Consider the following 20,421-nt stretch of genomic DNA (forward strand, 5'->3'; position numbering starts at 1 on the left):
TGAAACAAACGTGCAGTTTCAAAGTGGCTGTAGCGCGTTCGGTATACTTCTTCTTTTTTGAGTGTTGCGTGAAATGATTCGATGCACGCATTGTCATATGGGCACCTTTTCGACTGAATGATGGGACCATTTCGTATTTCTGTAAGCGACGTGGAACTGACCAAGAGGACGCTTATACATTCGAAAAAGTCCCGAATACGCTTCATTTAATCTTCCATCGTTTCTAAATAGCCTTGCTGTAAACATGTATCCGTCAAAAACTTCTTAAACCCCGTAGCAAATGACAATTCAATCGTGCTACTCGTAACGGCTAATATTTCCCCTTCTCCCAAAATCACATGCTTTACTTTTGAACCAACGATTAACGCTGACTCGGTTGTAATCGTCCGCTCATTACGATATTGCTTCGGTGCTTTCTTCGGACTTTTCGGCGCTTTCTTTGGCAATTCCTGCGGTGAGACGATTTGTTTTAATGCCTTCATGAAAATCGAAGGCACCACACTTGTTTTAAAGCGCTTATTATACGAAATTAACTCCAAATGGCTAATCGCACGCGTGATACCGACATAAAAGAGTCGCGTTTCTTCTTCGATTTCTTCTTCCGCCTCACTAGGTAAAATTCCCTCAATCAAGTCAATCAAATACACATGGTCAAATTCCAAGCCTTTTGAACTGTGCAATGTTGTCAATGTAATTGCATTCAATTCATTTTTCATATGAGAAGAACGTGCTAAATTTTCAAGGTGCTTCAAACGACCCGCAAATTCGGTCATCGTCGTCGTATGACGAGCAATTAAACCAAGTACATCCACAATATCCAGTAAATTTTCATAATTAAATCCGAGATTCTCACTCATTTTCATTAAGGTACGCTCATACCCAAAGTCATAACGGATATGCTCGAGCATGGCTGTTGGCGTCGTTTTATCAAATTGAATGCTATCATATGTTTTGCGAATCCGTTTAATATATTCAGGCTGATAATCCTTTAACTCAACATGCTCTAACAACTGTGTGAAAACACAGCCATCCTCCGGCACTTTCTGTAGCGCCTTCAATTGCGTTGGTGTAATATAAGCATTCATTTTTCTGTAAACTTTTTCAAATACCGTGATATTTTTTGTATTGTACGCTAGACGCATGAAGTTCATAATATCCTCCACGACCCAATGCGTGAAAAAGCGAATCGTGGAATCTTTCATATAGAAAGGCAAACCTGCTCTGTCAAACGCATCCATAAGCGGAATGGCTGACGTATTATTTCGATATAAAATAGCCGTTGAGCCGCGCTTAGACAGATTTTTCAATTGGTCCACTAAATATTTGTCCTGTAAATTGTAATTCTCTAGGATTTTAAACGAGATTGGCTCTGCTGCAGGATTTTCCGTAAACATTTGTTTGTTATAACGCTTTTTATTTCGCTGAATGAATATATTGGCTGGCTCTACAATCGTTGCAGATGAACGATAGTTTTGCGTCATAAGTAAAACATGCGCCTCCGGATAGATCTTTCGGAAATTTAACAAATAATCTGGCTCTGCACCGCGCCAGCTATAAATGGCCTGATCCTCATCTGCAACGACGCATAAATTTTGATGGACTGCGACGAGCTTCGCGATGATCGCATGTTGAACTGGAGATGTATCCTGACTTTCATCCGTTAAATAAAAATCGTAGCGGCGTTGGTATTGCGCCAACACCTCTCGATTTTTCGTAAAAATATCATTCGCCATTAATAGCATATCGTCAAAATCAATTAACAAACGGTCACTACCTGTACGTTTATATTCCTCATAACGTTGTAAAATCTCGACTTTTCTTGGCACCTTTACTTCTGGCATTGCCCATTCTTGTTCTGGCAGCATTTTATTTTTGATAAACGTTATGTACGTCAGTAGCTCGTCTAACTGATCTTCTGTAATTTTTGAGCCATTTAATTGTTCAAAAATCTCGCGAAGCACTCGTTTTTTTGAAACAACACCAGGCTTGTCCGATTCTTCAATGATGCCGTACGAAATGCCCTGACGTTCAAGAGTCTGCCGCACAACTTGAAATGCTAAACTATGAATCGTCGAAAAATCAACCGGTGGCAAATGCGGGAAAAACTTTGCAAAACGGGCCTTCATATCACCGGCCGATGCCTTACTAAACGTGACAGCCTTTATGCGAGAGGGATTCACACCAAGCGCCTCAATCATATAGCCAATACGCATAATAATCGTCGTCGTTTTTCCTGAACCTGGAGATGCCAATAGTAATAGCGGGCCATTCGTTTGTAACACCGCCTGCGTCTGCACTTCATTTAGACGAACGCCAAGTGAACGCTCCTTTTCCTCAAAAAACGCTTTTTGCGCTCCATTCATATCAATCGCTCCGTTCTAAAAAATCTATTCGTTATTATACCAAAAGATGATGATTCATCCGAGGAAAGCCGCACAATTTTAAAGTAAAGAAAGAATAAATGTAAGCGTCAAATAGCGCCCACCTGTTGTTTAGGGGGCGCTACTGTTATCATAATTTAAATCATTATTTTTTCGGCACCTTAAAGATAGTCAGAAACTTCTCTGATCTGAGCATGAGCGTATCTAACGCTGCGATGTCCTGCACATCGATTAATTGTAGTTGCTCTAGCGTATTGATAACTATTTTACAACCCAATACCCAATAGTTGAGATGGGCTCACTTTTTGAATTTGAACAAGTATGTCAAATGATTTACCTAATGATATATCAACAGTTGTTGGTATATCAGGGCCTTCGGTAGTTATTCCGGAAAAAATTGGATGTTGTTCATTTAACCAAGTTTTTGTCACTCCGTTTGCCTTACGTAAATCAATAAAAAATTGGTCTTTTTTGACTTGTCCAAAGATGTAATTATAACTGTTTGGATCATCTGATTTTAATGTTCCATATGGGCCAAATTCATAGTTACTATTATATACATTATATCGTCCTTTATAAACAGATGTTCCAATAGATACATATCGTTTTCCATAATGTTCTGCTAAATGCTGCCCAGCTACTTTAGGGTATATAAAAGGAATCCTATTTGTTTTCGAAACGTGTCCATTATGTCCCCATACAATGGTTTTTCCTAAATGTTCTTCTGTCCACTTCGCATTTTCATACATTGCAATATCATGTTTCAAAAAAAGATCTGATGGTTTATCAGGAGTTGATGCTAACATTGTAGTAAACTGCTCAATAATACGGGCATTTTGTTTTATCCATTCGAACTCTTTGGATTTTCCATTTAGATTACTTTTATTTTGTTCTAACAAAGCACTGATGTGTTTAGCGTCTGAAATATATTTTTCTTTATTTTCTTTCGTAAGGCCGCCAAAGGTATTAATATACTTTGTTACAGGAATAAGGCCATTTATCTTCTCTTCTACACTAGGCACAAGATCTGGATTGTTTCTTTTTATATATTCTAGTATATTATTATAAATATTTTTGTTTACTGATTGTATATCCATCCCAATAACACGCACTTTAGATTTATGTTTTGGATCAGCATTATATTGTCGAATCCAGTCAATTAGATTTAATATTTCTTGCGTGTTAAATTCAGGTGATAGATGTTGGCTTGGGTTCCCTTTACCAGTAAGAACATAACGATCAATTTCCAAAGCTCTGTCCCATCCCTCTTCTAAAACTAAGTTGGTAAAGCCCATTTCGGATACTAAATAATTAACAATGCGGTGTTTCATTGTAAAAACTTCATGAGCCCCATGCGTAGCTTCACCTAAACCTACGATTGAAGCTGATCCTACCATATTCTTAAGTGGTTTTAAATCATTATGAGATGCAGTTGGATTAGTCGTTTTTAAAGGCTTTGCATGCACTTCTAACCATTCCGCTATTTGATTTGTATGGTATGAAGCTGTAACAGAAACTTCTGTTTTCGAATTTGCATAAGTACTTCCTGTAAAATTAGTCAGTGTTATAGCAAAAGCACCAATTGCAATAATTATTTTCTTTTTCATAAAAACCTCCTAAAATACTTATTTATTAGTTTTTTGACATGGTCTAAGAGCTTTCGTTTAAATCATTAATTCTCTTCTCACTGTTAAGATAAATTTATTCTAGTTCCTAAAACTCACTTATTTCTTAATAGATTCTTAATAAATCCTTAATTCACTCAATTGCACTTGTGAAGTTCCTTATAATTTTCATGTGAACGATAATGGGTTTTATTTGTACAAATAATGGATTATCGTTTATACATTATCTGGAGGTTTTATACTTGCAACTGCATGCTGTCATTGATGAATTTGTATTGTATATTGAGATTGAAAAAAATACTCGATCAATACGGTCACGAATTATGAATACGATGTACAGTTCTTCTTATCCTTTTTAACGGACCATGTTGTTCAACCTGTTTAAATGAGATTACTAAAAACCAAGTACGTCGCTTTATCCAATATTTATTAGGATCATTAAATCAAAAAACTCGTTCGGTCAACCGAAAAATTTCTTCCTTAAAGTCTTTCACCAAATATTAAGAACACTACCTGAATTATGATTTTACGCACGGGATTGAATGACCAAATACTGATGATAAACTCCCTGTTTATATGACATTAACGGATCTGCAACAGCTATTTGGCTATCTAGAATGCGGCCAATCACGTTTTTCGTTGCAAAATGAGATCATGTTTAAATTGTTAGTAACAACAGGTCTGAGACGTTCTGAAATTGTTTCATTAACTGTCAAAGTTGGCCAGGTACTCACCATTTATGATGAGTGCCTGGTCATTTGTTTAGGGCCTATTTAATGAAATGTTGCCTTCACTGTTTCGATTCCTTCTTTATAAATCTTTAGTACCTCTGTAAGTCCTTTATTGATGAGCTTTGTTTCCCTTTTCAACATATCTATTGCATAAAATTGTCTACTTTTAGGCTTTTACATAAATTTTTCTGTTCAAAAATAATAAAATGCAAATAAACATTCAAATAACTGTTTGACTATTTGAGTGATAGATTATATTATAAATACAATCAAATGATTATTAGAATGTTTGAATGAACACAGGAGGAAAAATTATGAAAGAAATTTGTGAAATTACGTGTATTCATGAGGATAAAGTAAAACATGTCCAAGACAAGTTAAAAGAGAAAAAATCAATGGATGTTGCAAAAGTTTTTAAAGCTCTTTCTGATGATACACGTGTAAAGATTGCCTATGCCCTTACACTCGAGGAAGAATTATGCGTTTGTGATATTGCCAATATTATTGGATCAACAACAGCAACTGCGTCACATCATTTACGTTTACTACGAAATTTAGGATTAGCTGAATATCGTAAGGAAGGGAAATTGGTTTATTACGCTATTCATGACCCATATTTTAAGAATCTAATCAGTGTTGCATTTGAAGATTATAAAGAAGGTGAAACTAATGACTGAGGAAAAACAGGTATTCCGCGTGGACGGTTTCTCTTGTGCCAACTGTGCAAGTAAATTTGAACGTAATGTAAAAGAATTACCTGGTGTTCAAGATGCAAAGGTGAACTTTGGGGCATCTAAAATATCAGTTACAGGCGAAGCAACCGTGGAAGAGTTAGAAAAAGCAGGTGCTTTCGAAAGCTTAAAAGTATCGCCAGAAAAACCAAAACGTGTTGCTCCACCCCAAACAGATACAACTTATAGAGTTGAAGGCTTCTCTTGTGCGAACTGTGCAGGTAAATTTGAACGTAATGTAAAAGAGCTTCCTGGAGTACAAAATGCAAAAGTAAACTTTGGTGCTTCTAAAATTTCCGTAACAGGTGAAACGACTATTGCAGAACTTGAAAAAGCTGGCGCATTTGAAAATTTAAAAGTCTCAATTGATACACCTTCATACAAATCAAAAGCACCGATTTCTGACAAAAGTGATGAGCCAGTTGAAAAGAAAGTGCCATTTTATAAAAAACATAGCACACTTTTATATGCAACCTTGTTTATCGTATTCGGTTATCTATCTCAATACGTAAATGGTGAAGAAAACCCTATTACTACCCTATTATTTGTAGCTTCGATTATAATTGGTGGTTTCAGTCTTTTCAAAGTTGGTTTCAAAAATTTAACTCGCTTTGACTTTGACATGAAAACATTAATGACGGTAGCTGTCATTGGTGCTGCATTTATTGGGGAATGGGCAGAAGCATCCGTTGTTGTTATCTTATTCGCCATTAGTGAGGCGTTAGAGCGTTACTCAATGGATAAAGCACGTCAATCAATTCGTTCATTGATGGATATCGCACCAAAAGAAGCGTTAATTCGACGAAATGGTCAAGAAATCATAGTAAACGTAGATGATATCGAGATTGGCGATATTATGATTGTTAAACCTGGACAAAAAATTGCCATGGATGGTGTCGTTGTTAGCGGCCTTTCGGCGGTTAACCAAGCAGCTATTACAGGTGAATCAGTACCAGTTTCAAAAACAGTAAATGATGAGGTATTCGCCGGTACACTAAATGAAGAAGGTTTATTAGAAGTTAAAATTACAAAATACGTTGAAGATACAACGATTTCAAAAATTATACATCTAGTTGAAGAAGCTCAAGGTGAACGTGCTCCTTCACAAGCATTTGTTGATAAATTCGCTAAATACTATACACCAATTATTATGGTCATTGCAGGGCTTGTAGTAATTGTTCCCCCACTCTTTTTTGATGGTAGTTGGGAAACTTGGATTTATCAAGGTTTATCTGTTCTTGTAGTTGGATGTCCATGCGCACTTGTTATTTCCACACCAATTTCTATTGTTTCAGCCATAGGTAATGCTGCTAAAAAAGGTGTGTTAATTAAAGGTGGCATTTACTTAGAGGAAATGGGTTCGCTTAAAGCAATTGCTTTTGATAAAACAGGTACACTTACAAAAGGTATTCCAGTAGTTACAAACTTTGATGTAATGAGCAAACAAAAAGATTCAAAAGAAATTCTAGCGATTATTACAGCTTTAGAATATCGCTCACAACACCCTTTAGCGTCTGCGATTATTAAAAGAGCTGAAGAAGAAAAGGTTTCATTCCAAGATATCAATGTGGATGCTTTCTCAGCTATTACTGGTAAGGGAATTAAAGGTGAAGTAAATGGCACTCTGTATTACATTGGTAGCCCTAAATTGTTCCAAGAATTAAATGTAGTTATTCCAGAGAGCTTAGAAGAAAAAATAAAAAAGCTACAAAATGAAGGCAAAACTGCCATGATTTTAGGGACTGAAAAAGAAGTATTAGCAGTCATTGCTGTAGCTGATGAGGTACGTGAATCTAGCCAAGAAATTATTGAAAAATTGCATAACATGGGTGTTAAGAAAACAATCATGTTGACTGGTGATAATAAAGGGACTGCGCATGCAATCGGTCATCTAGTAGGGGTTTCTGAAATTCAAGCTGAATTAATGCCCGAAGATAAACTTTCCTATATCAAACAACTTCGAAAAGATTATGGTAATGTCGCAATGGTCGGTGATGGTGTTAACGATGCTCCTGCTTTAGCAGCTTCTACTGTAGGTATCGCTATGGGTGGCGCTGGCACAGATACTGCATTAGAAACAGCAGATGTTGCTTTAATGGCAGATGATCTGCGTAAGTTACCATTCACTATCAAATTAAGTCGAAAATCATTAAATACTATTAAAGCCAACATTATCTTTGCAATAGCGATTAAACTTATCGCCTTATTATTAGTAATCCCTGGTTGGTTAACTTTATGGATCGCTATAATGTCTGATATGGGGGCAACTCTGTTAGTAGCTTTAAATGGATTACGTTTAATGCGTGTTAAAGAGTAATTAAACTCACCTTTCAATAGATGGGCTTTGATATGAAAGCCCATCTATTTTATGAATAGGGAATGGCAACAGAATTGGACAGCTTTTTTAAGGGGAATAAATAGCTCTTTTCAAGTATAAGGGGCGTATAAGTAGCTTGACAAGGAGCCTCTATGGGCATGATTCTTTGCCCCAAAAAGCCAGCTAAATAAAAGTTTTTACTATAAAAATAAGAAGAATCTATTTTAAAATAGATTCTTCTTAAGTAAATTTGATTGGCTATCTTTCTCACAATAATTAGATGTTGTTTTAAACTTAGTTTCCTATTTTATTAATGTAGATACCCTCACATGAGTTAAACAGAGCAACAATTATTCAAGAGATTTCATATTAACGTCTTTTGTTTATACTACGGCTCTCGAGTCGATTTTCTGTTTCTGTTTCTTCTTCTTGTTCTTTTTCTTATACCACCACATATAGACACCAGTGAACATCAGTATAGATGGAGTAAGACCACCGATAGCATACAAAATTTTAGTAAATAAACCACCGAAACTACCGGTATGTAATGGAAAGTGCCATGTTTGATACATAAGCCCACTATTAACATGAGGATCTAGCTTGCCCACTACTTTTCCGCTATACGGATCTAACCATACTTTTACATTTCCATTGCCTGGATCAAATGAACTGCTGATACGAAATTCCACTGCGCCTTCTGGGTTTCCACTTTCAACCTTTTTGGGCATTCTAACTTGCATAATTGTTCCCTGAGGTACTTCTTTTTCAGCCCTACTGAACAATTCATCAAGTGGAAGCTTACCACTAGGAAGGGCTTTTGAGATAAGCTGCTCTTCTGGAGGCATCACCTTTGCTTTTCCACCAAACCAACCAAAAATCATTTCATCATACACAAAAAGTGCTCCTGTTAATGAAACAACCAATAAAAACGGAATGGAAACTCCACCAATGACTTTATGTAGATCATATTGTCGTACATAAGGGTTGGCATTACGTCTTAAAATAAACCCACTTGCCCACTTTTTAATCCCTGGCCACCATAAATATAATCCTGATAATGTAATGAAAAAGAAAATAAATCCAATCATACCGATGATCTTCTCACCATTGAAATCTTTTAACAGCAACTTTTCATGAAACTCCGATATTAGGTTGAATAATGCTTTATCCCCTAATGTTCCGTTTATGTATCCTGTTCCTGGATCTACAAAAATATTTAGTTGTTCTTTTCCTTCTTTAAGGCGGAATAAGTAAACTCCTCGAGCGTTAGGTTCACTTGGAGTATATACACGATCAATTTTACCTTTTGGATGTGCTTTTGATACAACCTGCAAGGCTTCCTGGTACGATACTTTTTCACCTTCCGTTACTTTATACAAATTAGGATGCAGCATGCTGTTTAATTCAGGTTCAAAGACTAGCAAACTTCCTGTTAAGCCAATGAGTACTATAAAAACCCCTGCTAGCATACTAAGCCATAAATGAATTTTTGAGATGATTCTACGTGTTTTAATAAAAATGCCTTCTTTCTAAAAGTAGTGTGAAATTGTGAATGTAGTTAATAATATAAAAGAGAATGATAATCATTGTCAATAAGGATTGTTGAAAATATGCTATTTATTTTTAATAGTATTATTCAATAGTTACAAATGTTCAAATAAGCAATTTTTTGATTAGTAAATTAGTATTAACAAATCCGTTTTCATCCGGTTAGATATACTTAGTCGCAGAAAGACTGTCATACACGTAATGATGTTTTAATCTTACAGTCAGAATGTTGTCCCATACATAATAAAAAGCCATACCCGATTGGATATGCCCTTTAGTTAACATTATTTTTAACCTATCATCTTATAATTTTTTAGACGGTTCACTATACAAAAAATAACCATTTACTAACTCTTTGGAAAATTATTTTTAAAATTAAATTTATTTAAGTAGATATTTATCGCAATCCCTCTTGAAATATTTCCATATTATAATTATAGAGAGGAGGGTAATTGCTATGTCTGATTATTATGGTAGTGGCACAGGTTCAGCTTTTGCGCTAATTGTTGTTCTATTCATTCTTTTAATTATTGTCGGCGCAGCTTTCATGCATAGAGGTTATTAATACCTAATACCGCCAATAATGCTCATAACTATTGTAAGGTAATACTAATTTAACCTTACACCTTTAAATCGGAACTAGGGGTCACAATCCTCCGGTGACCCTTGTAATATTTTCCTCTTTTAATGTCATTCTCAACCTCCCAAGACATAATAAATAGCCAAACTTTATGTGACTTTAATTATAGTTCCCATTATTATCTTTAAATGTTCAAATCTCTTACTTTTAAATACAACTCAGTGTCAGATTTTGTGTTAATCTTATCTAAACTTTAGATTTTTTAACTTCATGAAATTTGCTAGTGCTTACTTTTTTAATGAATTCGTATTTAGTAATTACGGTTGTTATTAAAGTTAATTTAGGAACTGTAAAGTAAATTATTACTGCAGAAGCAATGCCAATAAAAGCACCTAGAAGAACATCTAATGAACTCCCACCCAAATTCGTAAAGTACAGCAAATGGTTGTTGCTTAAGATGCAATAATCCTACAAATTTCCAATAATCTCAACCAAGATGAATGCCATACCTGCGCTAATGAGCATTATTTTCTTTATTTTTAGTAAACCAGAACAGTATAATAAAAATAGCTAAGAAAAGTACTTATATGAGGAAATATTAACGATTATGGAAGAAGAAATAGAATAAATAGAGGTGAAGATAAGATGAAAATAAAAACAATTTTGTTTTTAATTATTTGTTCTATATGGTTAGTAGCTTGTAACAGTAATAAAGAAACAACTAAAACTATAGAAATTCAAGAATTAATTAATTTCGAAGAAGAAAAACCAGACACATTACAATTAATATCTGATGCGAAGGATATTAAAATTATAGAGAAAACATTTAAAAAAGCTAGAGAATTCGGTGAAGTAGAAAACAAAATAGTTCCGCAATATAAGATCAAACTAAATGATGAGGAATACTATTTATGGATAGACAATACAATTACAGGGACAATAGCGAACGTGAATAGTAGAAATATGTTTTACAATATCCTAGCTACCGAAGAATTTAAAAAGGCCATTCATTATCAAGAACAAAATTAAATTACATAAATTACTTCTACAAAATTTGATCATGGCTATTGGGATAATTTTTTCTTTGAAATTATCTTCTTCCTAGTAAATATAGCAACAATCTTTACGAAAAGAGCATGCCCTTACTTTATGTAGTAAAAAGCATGCTCTTTGTCTTATTTACGTTTATTTACAGGTGTGTTGATTAACCATTTTTATACATCCAAAGAGGCTGATTTCCGCTACGGGCTACTCGCTTTCCCGCGGGAGTCGAGTAGCCCTACGCTACAATCAGTTAAAATAGAAATATATTGGCAAAGTGGTAACGAAAAAATCCTTTTATCGCTCAATAATAAACTTATTTTTTCCTAATCAACACGCCTGCGTTTATTATTATATATAGTTTCATTGGATTCAGTCAGTGTACTCCGAAATATCAATTCTCATTTTAGCGTTATCCCATGCACTTTATTACCAACGTTTTTAACTGCACTTTTTTGTAAGTTACTGTTGATCAGGTTCTATATAGTAAGGATTTATATGAATAAGGACTTCCCCTACATCTGGATATTTATTTAATATTTTATTTTTTATTTCACGAGCTATATCATGGCCTTGTTTAATTGTTAAATCATGGTTAAGTGATAGACGAACGTCTAGAATCTTATAGTGACCGTGTTCTCTTGCACGGATTTTGTCTATTCGTTTTACTTGGTAAAATTCATGAATAGTGGCTTCGTAACCGTCTAAAAGAAACTGATCCACGCTTTTTTCCATTAAAATATCAACAGAAGGTCTAATTAATTCCATTGCGATTCTAAAAATAAAATAAGCTACTAAAGCACTTGCGATAGCGTCCGCGTATAACAAAAATGTCCATCCAATTGCATTTCCTATAATCGCTAAGAGGACTCCTATAAATGCTGCAAGGGAAGCAACAATATCACCTTTATGATCATAAGCAATCGCTATAATAGCCTTACTATTCCACTTTTTACCCTGTTTTATGGAGTATCTATATAATATTTCTTTCGCTATATAAGAAATTATCGCTGCAATTAATGCACTGTACTGTGGTACACTGGGTTCTTCCAAAAATGCTAAAATTGCTTCTACCAATATATATAGTGAAACTAATATTAAAATAATTCCAACGATCGCTTCACTAATAACCTCTGCCTTACCATGCCCAAAGGGATGATCCTTATCAGGTGGTTTATTAGAGATACCTACAACTGCTAGCACAGCAATCGAAGCTACTACATCTGCCCCAGAGTGAATTCCGTCTGCAAAGACAGCCTCACTACCTCCAAAAAGGCCAAAGAAGATTTTACCTATCATTAAAATTAGGTTGGATATAAGTGCAATCCATGCAACTTTTTTACTAATTTGTTCTCTCTCACTAACCATTTGTTTCTCCTCCGATTAAGAGTTTTATATTTAAAATGAGGGAAAAATTCTCCTCAAATACCCTTAATCTTCTTCCTTCAATTAATACTCAACTATGATATCAGACGAATATCGAGTGGGTCTACAGCAACCTTTTTTTCCATCACTAAATAAATTTAGAGCATAAAAATAAGTTGCCTCAGACCAAATTAGTAACTCGTATTTACTGTGAATTTCTCTTTCAGAATATCCTTCAAATGGATTCTTCATTACAGTGTAATTGCAAACTTTACTGCCACCATAGTCTTCTTCTTCAGATCTTTTGGGCGCACAATCCATACTAGTTTTGTAGCAGGTTTCTCATGTTGATTGAGCAATAGTCAGTAAGGTATTGATCGTTAAATGCCCCCCTCCAAGAACAGTAATCTTCTTATCTGCGCATCTTGTAGAGTTCATCTTTATATTTGGAATTCCATACTTAATGCGTTCTACCAATACGTTGGTGCCTAACATCTGTTGAAGAGTTTGCTTGGTTTGGATTTCCCCACATAGTTAACTAATTAACAGAATTTTTCTGAATTATATTTTAATCCCTTGTTAAGAATCATTGTTGATGGTAATATATGAATATATTATATGAATATTCACGAGATATATTCATAAAGGAGGTGTTCACCTTTGGCAAGAGGGAAAAAAGTATTTTCTGAAGAAGATAAAATTTTGATTAAACGTAAATTGAAAGATGAGTGTATGGCATTTTGGATTTCTCAAGGTTATAAAGAAACGAGTATTGGTGCGTTTTGTAAAAAAATAGAAATATCAACGGGTACTTTTTATAATTTTTATTCAAGTAAGGAAGAACTTTTTTTTGAAGTTTTGTATGACGTTCAAAATACTATTTATGGAAATTTTATGAAGCGAATTGAACAATGCCCTGAAAAGTCCGGGTTTGAAACAGCAATACTCGAGCTTTACTATGAATACGAAAGCAAACCATTTCTTTATGACGTAAAAACGATCGATTTCACATCATTTTATAGTAAACTTTCGGAGGAAATGAAAGAAAAACTAATATTTGATAGTAGTGATCTTTTTCGTACTGCAATCCAACGAGCAAATCTTAAATTAAAGGTTTCTGAAAAATTAGCATTTTCAACATTCACCGTACTTCTTTCAAGTATTACGAGTAAAGATGTAGTTTCACAGAACTGTGATCATTTTGCTGCATTTCAATTTATGACTAAACAGTTGGTAGCAAGTATTTTTGAGTAGAGGCTCCATTTCAAATATAAAATTGGAGGATAGCAATGACTTTATTTTGGAGTATTATAGACTTTCTTAAAGGAACAGCACCTTTTTTTATCATGTTTGATATCATTGTAGCAATTGTTCTACTAATCTTAGGGTTAATGTTACTATCCAAAAAGAATAGGGCACTGAAGACGAAAAAGATTGCCGGAATGGTTTGTTTATCAATTGCATTGTTAACTTTTTTGGGTGCTCTGTCCAATGCTTTGTTTTCTTTCTTCGTATTTTAAATTTCAAATGAAAGAGGGATAAAAAGAGATGTTAGACAAACTATATACTATCATGGACACGGCTTGTAATTGGGGAAATAAAAATTGGGGAACCTCTATTCGATTCCCTAAACCAATAAAAAAATCCATCGTATTTAGTGCATTTTCAAGTGGAATTATTAGTAGTGCACTCTTGATATATGGGATATTTTTCAACAAAAAATGGGTTTTGTTATTTGGTGGACTTGGAATCATTAGCAGTGTTTTTATATTTCGACAAAGTGTAAAAAAGGCTTAGATATTAATACATTATCTTATTGTATAGTAGTGAATTAAGAGGCTGGGACAAACCTAGTCAAAACTTTAAAAAGCGCGAGAAATCAATTTCAGAAACATTGATTTTCTCGCGCTTTTCTATTGTGGGATTTTTAAATTTCACTTTAATTATATTCTTGTTCCCCAACCTCGTTTTTATATCTATATGTTACTTTTTGTTTTTTTCTGCTTGCATGGAATCTGTTACTTTTTCAGCTTTTGTCAGCTTTCCTTCTTTTTCAAGTTGGGCAATCAGTTCGTCTACTGTGATCCCTTTTTCTTTAGCCATTTTTTCTAGATTGACAGGTTCACTGGAATTAATGACTTCACTTATAGTGCCAGACATATTTGACTTGCTAGTACCTTCAGCTTTTACGGATTCAGTCACACTCGCAGCTTTTGTCAGCTTTCCTTCTTTTTCAAGCTGAGCAATCAGTTCGTCTACCGTGATGTTTTTTTCTTTAGCCATTTCTTCTAAGTTGACAGGTTCACTGGATTTAGTAGTTTCCCTCATGTCGTAGTTGCTCGCAGCAAATGCAGATCCTGCCACAGCAGATAACCCTAGCATAAGTGTAGCAATAGTTAATGTTTTCTTCATATTAATTTCCTCCTAAAATGGTTTTAGCCTCTACCCAAGATGTGTAACAATGATAACCGTTCTTTTTTTTCAAATTGCTCTTAAAATATCCATTGTAACCTTAGAGCTTTTTTCATCGCTCGTCTGTAATATTTACGATCCCCCTATCTGACTTAGTCATCTATTTTCTTTACAAGAGAAAGTCTGCTATCGATAGTACTCAGACTTCATCGGCATTACCTGCAACCTTTCTACTTGATATCACGAGTTTATAACAATTCATGTTAAATCCTTGTTAAGAAGAATATTTCTCAAAAATCCGCAGAAAAAAGGCTTTAAATAAACAGTTCTAACTGCCACTTAAAGCCTTTTCATTTCCTGTTAAATTAATTTAAATTAAAGTAATCTTAAACCAAGTACCGCCATTTTCATTGTCTGTAACTGTAATTTTTCCGTTGTGCTTGTTTATGATACTTTGCACAATAGAAAGTCCCAAACCTGAACCGCCCAATTCACGAGAGCGTGATTTGTCCACTCTGTAAAACGGCTCAAAGATATTCCTTTTTTCCTCATCAGGGATACCAATTCCTGTATCTTTTATGTCAACTATTACTTGCTTATTTTTCATTTTAACAGAAATTATTACCATACCACCGTCAATATTGTATTTAATACCATTTTCAACAATGTTATAAAGTGCTTGATAAAATAGGTCGGTATTACCGTGAACAACACTTTCATCGCAATCCAAAAATAATTTGACATTTTTTTTATCGGCAATATGAGATAGCTCGGAAACAATATCTTCTAAAACATCCTTCACACAAATAGTTTCATTCGCAAATCCATCATTCATATTTGTCATATCCAAAAGGCTCCGAACAAGCTCCGATAATCGCTGTGTTTGCTTTTCAAAAACAGAAATCAGTGCATCATATTCTTCTGTAGAATGGGTATGTTTCTTTTTAAATACATCAACCTTTGTTTTTAAAACCGCAAGTGGCGTTTGAAGTTCATGGGCCGCATTTGCAGAAAAGCGACTTTGCATCATAAAAACATCGTTTAGCTTATCCGTCATTTCATTAAAAGAATGCGTTAGCTCAGCAATTTCATCATTAGTTGGTGGAATGTCCATCGTTTCTGATAGATTATGCACAGTCCTATTCTTAATTTGACTATTTAGTGTATCAAGTGGTTTTAACACTTTGCCCGATACATAATATGTCACTGCGCCACCACAGACAATGATTAAAAGCATATAAAATATACTTTCAAACTGAAAGTCCGTTCTTGCATTTTGTGCATCTTCAGATGGTGTAAGCATCATGTCAGTTGATGGCGTTTGGAAATTGTCAATAACATTGCTATCTTTACCAATCTCTTGTGCAGGTAATACAGAGACTGCATCAATTTTTGTTGCCATTATACCAGCAGAAAAATTTAAAACTAATGTAAGCCCTACACAACAAATCGTTAATAAAATTACCATCATTGCAGTAAGTCGTAGCCGAATTGGCATTTTTTTAAACATCAAGCGTCACCATCATTTTTAATAATAAAATAACCCTCACCTATCTTAGTACATATTGGATCATAATCCAAAAGAGTTTTCAGCTTTTTTCGTAGCGTTGCAATGTGAACTCGAATAGCGCCACTAAAGCTATCGGCATTTCCATCCCAAATGTGATCAATAAATTCTTCTTGACTAATAACTCGTTCTTGATGAAGCAGGAAGTATTCAAGTAAGGCGAATTCTTTTTTTGTAAGTAACAATTCATTTTCATCTACAAATGCAATGCGTTTAGATAGATCTATATTTATCCTACCGCAAGTCAAAAGATTGTTTTCTTGAATAAATTTCCATCTTAATAAATTTCTTATTCTTGCTTCCAATTCCGCAAAGTCAAAAGGTTTTGTTAAATAATCATTCGCACCAAAATCTAAACCTTTAACTTTGTCATTTACACTGCTTCTTGCACTAAGGATTAAGACTTTTAATTCTTTTTTTTCTTCTCTTAACTTCTCTAAAACCTTTAAACCATCCATTTTCGGAAGATTTAAGTCAAGTATTATTAAGTCATAATTTTCAACGTACGCCAGTTCATAAGCATCTTCCCCATTACTACATGTATCAACTGCATATCCTTCTATTCGAAGTCCCTCAGCTATCGCTTCCTGTAAATCCAACTCATCTTCAACTACAAGAATTCTCATATCGTAATCACCTCATTTCTACTATTTTAAATAGGTGTGTGTTAAATCTATGTTAAGTAAGACGTTAAAAACTCCAGCTCCATTTTGACGACACGAGCTATCTATGTTTCACATTAAAAGAACATGTGCTTTCATTTCATACTCAGTCTCTTTCCATCTATAAAAGTATTTAACTATACGTCATTCTTGCCGAGCATAAGTCGAAATAGTTCAAACAATAGGAAGTTGAAAAATATCCAAACTCCTCCATATATATATCCACCTACTACGTCACTGGGAAGTACATTGGTCGATACAATATTCCCTAGTGCAAGACCCAGTAATAAGAGTAAACCCAATAAAGGAATAATAATGGTCCAATAATTGTTTTTTAAGTGACGTACAAGTAAAAATATACATGTGCCATAAATGATAATCATCATAGTGGCTTTTAAATCAGGAAAATTAGCTGAATGAAATTTTCCCTCGAAACCAATCGAACGGAGGAAAGAAAAAGCCTTCAAGACAATTGCATGAAAAGGTATTCCTCCCAATATGGAAACAATGAGTAGAAGATATTCTAGCAACCTGTGCTGTTTCTTTATCCAAATACTTAGGATAGTTACAGCTATAATGCCTGTAAATACGAAAGGCTGTTGAAATATTAAAAATCCTCTCATCCAGTTCATATAAACCGAAGAATGAACAATATATTCGGTAATTTGATTAAACTGGGCAACATCATTTTCTAAATATTCTTGTGCTATCCCAAACATCAAAATCACCATCCCAATTAGAACAGAAGTTAGGAATATAAGAAAAATTTCTGTGGCCCTTATTGTTCTTAATCGGTTTGTTAACCATGTTAACAAATGAATAAAAGAGTTTTTAATTTGAATTTTATAAAACCGAAAGACGATATAGCCTACTAACAGAACAGCCAAAACTATAAGAAAAATAATAAAATATTTACTTGCTGCTTGATGGAATGTATCCCATTTTGGCCCTAATACTTTTCCAAGCGTAATAAAACTAATTCCCCATAAAAAGGCACCCGTATATGCAGGTATGATAAATTTTCGATAAGGCATTTTTGAAATACCTGAAACATAACCAGTAAAATGCCTTACACCAGGGATAAAATAAGCAAAAACTAAAAATTTACTGCCTGTTCGTTCAAACCAAGCAGCTATTTTTCTATATCTTTCGGGTCCTAGATGTACATATTTACCATACCTCTCAATTAGTTTATAGCCCCCTACCTTCCCTATCCAATAAGTCATCGTAATCCCTGCCCCTGCAGATAAAAAAACTGTAAGAATTGCCAAAAAATAATTCATGTGCCCTTGATAAACAAAGTATCCTGCATAGCTCATTAAAAATTCCCCAGATATAGGAAGCGCCAGGAGTTCTAAAAAGATTCCTATAAATAAAATCATGTAACTGTGTTGTTCAAATAGAGTGATTAAATATGACATAAAAGCCTCCAAATTTATCAATAATTTTAACTTCTTTCAGCGGGTGTCTAAACATCAACTGAAATAGAGGAACTCAGACTAAGAACTTCACATCCTACGAAAACGCCTGAGTGATTAACATCGTGTTGGCCCTCGTGCTGTTGCTATTGCTGACGCTACGTTAGCACTGCGCTTTCGCACAAAAAACATCTGCTGCCTAAGCGCAAAGCCAATTCCGGACGCAATTTTGCCGAGGCATAATTGATTCAAATAAGCAGGAAACTTCTTAACTTTATCTACAATTTATCACTATTTCAAAAATAATGTTGCTAATTAAGGAATTTTTAATTTTTTATAAAGGAAATGAACAGGTTTCACGACAGAAACGAATAAAATATTCAAATTCCAATCTTTAATGAATGGTTGCATAAAAAACAGTGGCTTCAAACTACAGTACAGGGATTAGCATTCATTAGAAATTACAAGAGGCCAAGATATAACTGGTCAAAACCATAAAAAGCGCGAGAAACCAATTTTAGAAACATTGATTTCTCACGCTTTTCTGATAAATATACTTATGTCCCAGTCTTTTGATTTTCTCGCTCAATTAATTGCTTTTAGAATTTAAAATTACACACATTTAAGTATTGCTATTTTCGATGTCGAATTATTTATATTCAGAGTTATCACTGACACCCATGCCGAACACGATTTCTTATCCAGACTCGTTATATAATTGTTTACTTAGATAAAATCACGCTTAAATTGAGCAGTTTAACTAAATAAGAATAGTTACTATTCAATTGGAGAAAATATGCTTTAATAATATCATGTAGGAGCGATAAAATGAAAAAACGGTTTCTTATTGTTTTGTTATTAACTGGCGCATTAATTAATATATCCATAAACGAAACAGTAAATGCGCAATCAAGCGATTCCCCACAACCACTTGAAGAATTTTTTCCTAAAATAGGATATAAAACTGTAGAATCTGCGTTAAAGGATTTTGAACAACATTATAAAAAAGAACTGAAGCTACCACTTAGAGTACCACCAATAAGTTTCACACACCGTTTTGGAAGATTTAATAATTTAGATGGAGATATGAATGATACATTTGAATTAACAATGATAAGTGATCAATTCCCTCAAAATCATTTTAAAATAGATGTTCGTCCAGTTCAGCATAAAATTCCATTCAAAAAGTATATTTCTAAAGTATTGAAGTTAAAAAATGGAAGTGATGCAGCATATATAAATAATCCAAGATTTGGTTTTAATATGTTGGTCTTTGAAAGAGATGGTTGGCAATATATGTTTGGTGTTGATCGAGATGTGTCGGATAAAGTAACTTCTGAAGTCCTTATTGAGATAGCAAATTCTATTGATTATACAAATGAATCCATTTCATAAATCACTTTTTCCAAGAACTTCGATTGCTATTGATAATTGAAGTGACCAATACCAGTTTTTTCACTCTCCTCAATCTATGTTTAAAACAGCTTGGAGGCCATACATTTCCCCTTTGTTTTCATTCGATATATAACCGCCTACTTCCCCAACTTCAAAATGCTCTGCCATTTTAATTGTTTCCTCATCTGACTGTACAATTGTTGATGGAGCATCTGTTTTTTCAGATAGCACGATGCCACGTACCTTACTAGTATCTAATGGGATACCAACTGTTCCGATTCGCTCCCCTGCACTATTTAAAGGAATCGGATTTCTCTTCCCTTGTACATCAGATTGCTGGATCACCAGAGTGCTCGTTTACAAATAATACCAGCTTCAGCCATCTGTTGATCTACCTTTGGACCAAGTGAAGCTCCTGTTTAAACATCAACTTGGAATTTTTCCCGCTGTGCTTTTTCTATAAGCGATAGTGGTACTATTTTTGCATCGCCTGCCCTCGTAAAGCCATTCATTCCTACTTTTATCCAAGATGCCGCTTCTTGAGCTGATACAACTTTATTCTGTAAGGCAACATGTCGAATTTTATTATGTGCTAGTTTTAACACAATATATGAATCCCCTTATTTACTATCAATTTTTATGCAGACA

General features: G+C 34.3%; 19 protein-coding genes and 1 pseudogene. 9 read left to right on the forward strand and 11 right to left on the reverse strand.

Translation table 11 applies throughout. From position 1 onward, the window contains the following. Window positions 1–5: 5 nt before the first annotated feature. The 3 genes and pseudogenes from AMS59_RS25550 to AMS59_RS20690 all read right to left on the reverse strand — a co-directional run. Window positions 6–130 (reverse strand): annotated as a pseudogene (locus AMS59_RS25550) (IS3 family transposase); the annotation flags it as partial. Window positions 131–206: 76 nt separating this feature from the next. Beyond that, the gene (locus AMS59_RS20685; protein ID WP_053485607.1) at window positions 207–2,363 is read right to left on the reverse strand and encodes an ATP-dependent helicase; all 2,157 of its coding nucleotides are present in this window, start codon (window positions 2,361–2,363) and stop codon (window positions 207–209) included. Between the two features lie 284 nt (window positions 2,364–2,647). Further along, window positions 2,648–3,988 carry an erythromycin esterase family protein gene (locus AMS59_RS20690; RefSeq protein ID WP_053485608.1) on the reverse strand — a complete coding sequence of 447 codons (1,341 nt, stop codon included), beginning with the start codon at window positions 3,986–3,988 and terminating at the stop codon, window positions 2,648–2,650. A 408-nt stretch (window positions 3,989–4,396) separates the two neighbouring features. Between AMS59_RS20690 and AMS59_RS27080 the strand changes: the two genes are divergently transcribed. The 3 genes from AMS59_RS27080 (at window position 4,397) to AMS59_RS20700 (ending at window position 7,785) form a co-directional block, all read left to right on the forward strand. Continuing rightward, a complete protein-coding gene (locus tag AMS59_RS27080) occupies window positions 4,397–4,510 on the forward strand; it encodes a hypothetical protein (protein ID WP_369814345.1) in 114 nt (37 codons plus the stop codon). A gap of 538 nt (window positions 4,511–5,048) precedes the next feature. Next, window positions 5,049–5,414, forward strand: a complete 366-nt coding sequence (locus tag AMS59_RS20695) for a metalloregulator ArsR/SmtB family transcription factor (protein ID WP_053485709.1) — start codon at window positions 5,049–5,051, stop codon at window positions 5,412–5,414. Next, window positions 5,407–7,785 (forward strand): heavy metal translocating P-type ATPase, encoded by a 2,379-nt coding sequence (locus AMS59_RS20700; protein WP_053485609.1) that lies wholly within the window; start codon window positions 5,407–5,409, stop codon window positions 7,783–7,785. The genes AMS59_RS20695 and AMS59_RS20700 overlap by 8 nt, the downstream gene beginning before the upstream one ends. A 383-nt stretch (window positions 7,786–8,168) precedes the next feature. Here the strand turns inward: AMS59_RS20700 and AMS59_RS20705 are convergent, their stop codons facing one another. Next, the gene (locus AMS59_RS20705) at window positions 8,169–9,305 is read right to left on the reverse strand and encodes a PepSY-associated TM helix domain-containing protein (protein ID WP_369814346.1); all 1,137 of its coding nucleotides are present in this window, start codon (window positions 9,303–9,305) and stop codon (window positions 8,169–8,171) included. 485 nt (window positions 9,306–9,790) lie between these two features. On the opposite strand from AMS59_RS20705, the gene AMS59_RS24525 reads away from it, so the two are divergent. Next, window positions 9,791–9,898, forward strand: a complete 108-nt coding sequence (locus tag AMS59_RS24525) for a YjcZ family sporulation protein (protein ID WP_082337611.1) — start codon at window positions 9,791–9,793, stop codon at window positions 9,896–9,898. A 660-nt stretch (window positions 9,899–10,558) separates the two neighbouring features. Beyond that, on the forward strand, window positions 10,559–10,942 hold the full coding sequence (locus AMS59_RS20710) for a hypothetical protein (RefSeq protein ID WP_053485611.1): 384 nt from the start codon (window positions 10,559–10,561) through the stop codon (window positions 10,940–10,942). Window positions 10,943–11,416: 474 nt separating this feature from the next. Here the strand turns inward: AMS59_RS20710 and AMS59_RS20715 are convergent, their stop codons facing one another. Beyond that, complete coding sequence (locus tag AMS59_RS20715; protein ID WP_053485612.1) at window positions 11,417–12,322, reverse strand: cation diffusion facilitator family transporter; 906 nt, start codon at window positions 12,320–12,322, stop codon at window positions 11,417–11,419. A 657-nt stretch (window positions 12,323–12,979) separates the two neighbouring features. Between AMS59_RS20715 and AMS59_RS20720 the strand changes: the two genes are divergently transcribed. From AMS59_RS20720 to AMS59_RS20730, 3 genes are read left to right on the forward strand one after another with little or no spacing between them, the layout of a single operon-like run. Further along, on the forward strand, window positions 12,980–13,573 hold the full coding sequence (locus tag AMS59_RS20720) for a TetR/AcrR family transcriptional regulator (RefSeq protein ID WP_053485613.1): 594 nt from the start codon (window positions 12,980–12,982) through the stop codon (window positions 13,571–13,573). A gap of 35 nt (window positions 13,574–13,608) precedes the next feature. Continuing rightward, on the forward strand, window positions 13,609–13,839 hold the full coding sequence (locus tag AMS59_RS20725; RefSeq protein WP_053485614.1) for a hypothetical protein: 231 nt from the start codon (window positions 13,609–13,611) through the stop codon (window positions 13,837–13,839). Window positions 13,840–13,867: 28 nt separating this feature from the next. Next, window positions 13,868–14,116, forward strand: coding sequence for a hypothetical protein (locus tag AMS59_RS20730; RefSeq protein ID WP_053485615.1), 249 nt, complete (start codon window positions 13,868–13,870; stop codon window positions 14,114–14,116). Window positions 14,117–14,302: 186 nt separating this feature from the next. Here AMS59_RS20730 and AMS59_RS20735 read toward each other — a convergent pair whose 3' ends face one another. From AMS59_RS20735 to AMS59_RS20750, 4 genes are all read right to left on the reverse strand, one after another. Further along, complete coding sequence (locus AMS59_RS20735; protein ID WP_053485616.1) at window positions 14,303–14,731, reverse strand: hypothetical protein; 429 nt, start codon at window positions 14,729–14,731, stop codon at window positions 14,303–14,305. Between the two features lie 370 nt (window positions 14,732–15,101). After that, window positions 15,102–16,241, reverse strand: coding sequence for a cell wall metabolism sensor histidine kinase WalK (locus tag AMS59_RS20740; protein ID WP_053485617.1), 1,140 nt, complete (start codon window positions 16,239–16,241; stop codon window positions 15,102–15,104). Then, window positions 16,241–16,924 (reverse strand): response regulator transcription factor, encoded by a 684-nt coding sequence (locus AMS59_RS20745; protein ID WP_053485618.1) that lies wholly within the window; start codon window positions 16,922–16,924, stop codon window positions 16,241–16,243. The genes AMS59_RS20740 and AMS59_RS20745 overlap by 1 nt, the downstream gene beginning before the upstream one ends. A 173-nt stretch (window positions 16,925–17,097) precedes the next feature. Further along, window positions 17,098–18,381: a DedA family protein gene (locus AMS59_RS20750; RefSeq protein WP_053485619.1), complete on the reverse strand. Its 1,284-nt coding sequence runs from the start codon at window positions 18,379–18,381 to the stop codon at window positions 17,098–17,100. Between the two features lie 825 nt (window positions 18,382–19,206). Here AMS59_RS20750 and AMS59_RS20755 point away from each other — a divergent pair. Beyond that, window positions 19,207–19,773, forward strand: coding sequence for a hypothetical protein (locus tag AMS59_RS20755; RefSeq protein WP_053485620.1), 567 nt, complete (start codon window positions 19,207–19,209; stop codon window positions 19,771–19,773). Window positions 19,774–19,842: 69 nt separating this feature from the next. On the opposite strand, the gene AMS59_RS20760 is transcribed toward AMS59_RS20755, so the two are convergent. Beyond that, complete coding sequence (locus tag AMS59_RS20760) at window positions 19,843–20,118, reverse strand: hypothetical protein (protein WP_053485621.1); 276 nt, start codon at window positions 20,116–20,118, stop codon at window positions 19,843–19,845. A gap of 74 nt (window positions 20,119–20,192) precedes the next feature. Beyond that, window positions 20,193–20,378 carry a hypothetical protein gene (locus AMS59_RS20765; protein ID WP_053485622.1) on the reverse strand — a complete coding sequence of 62 codons (186 nt, stop codon included), beginning with the start codon at window positions 20,376–20,378 and terminating at the stop codon, window positions 20,193–20,195. Window positions 20,379–20,421: the final 43 nt, after the last annotated feature.

Origin of the sequence: Lysinibacillus sp. FJAT-14745 (genome assembly GCF_001275675.1) — a bacterium.
Taxonomy (GTDB): Bacteria; Bacillota; Bacilli; order Bacillales_A; family Planococcaceae; genus Lysinibacillus.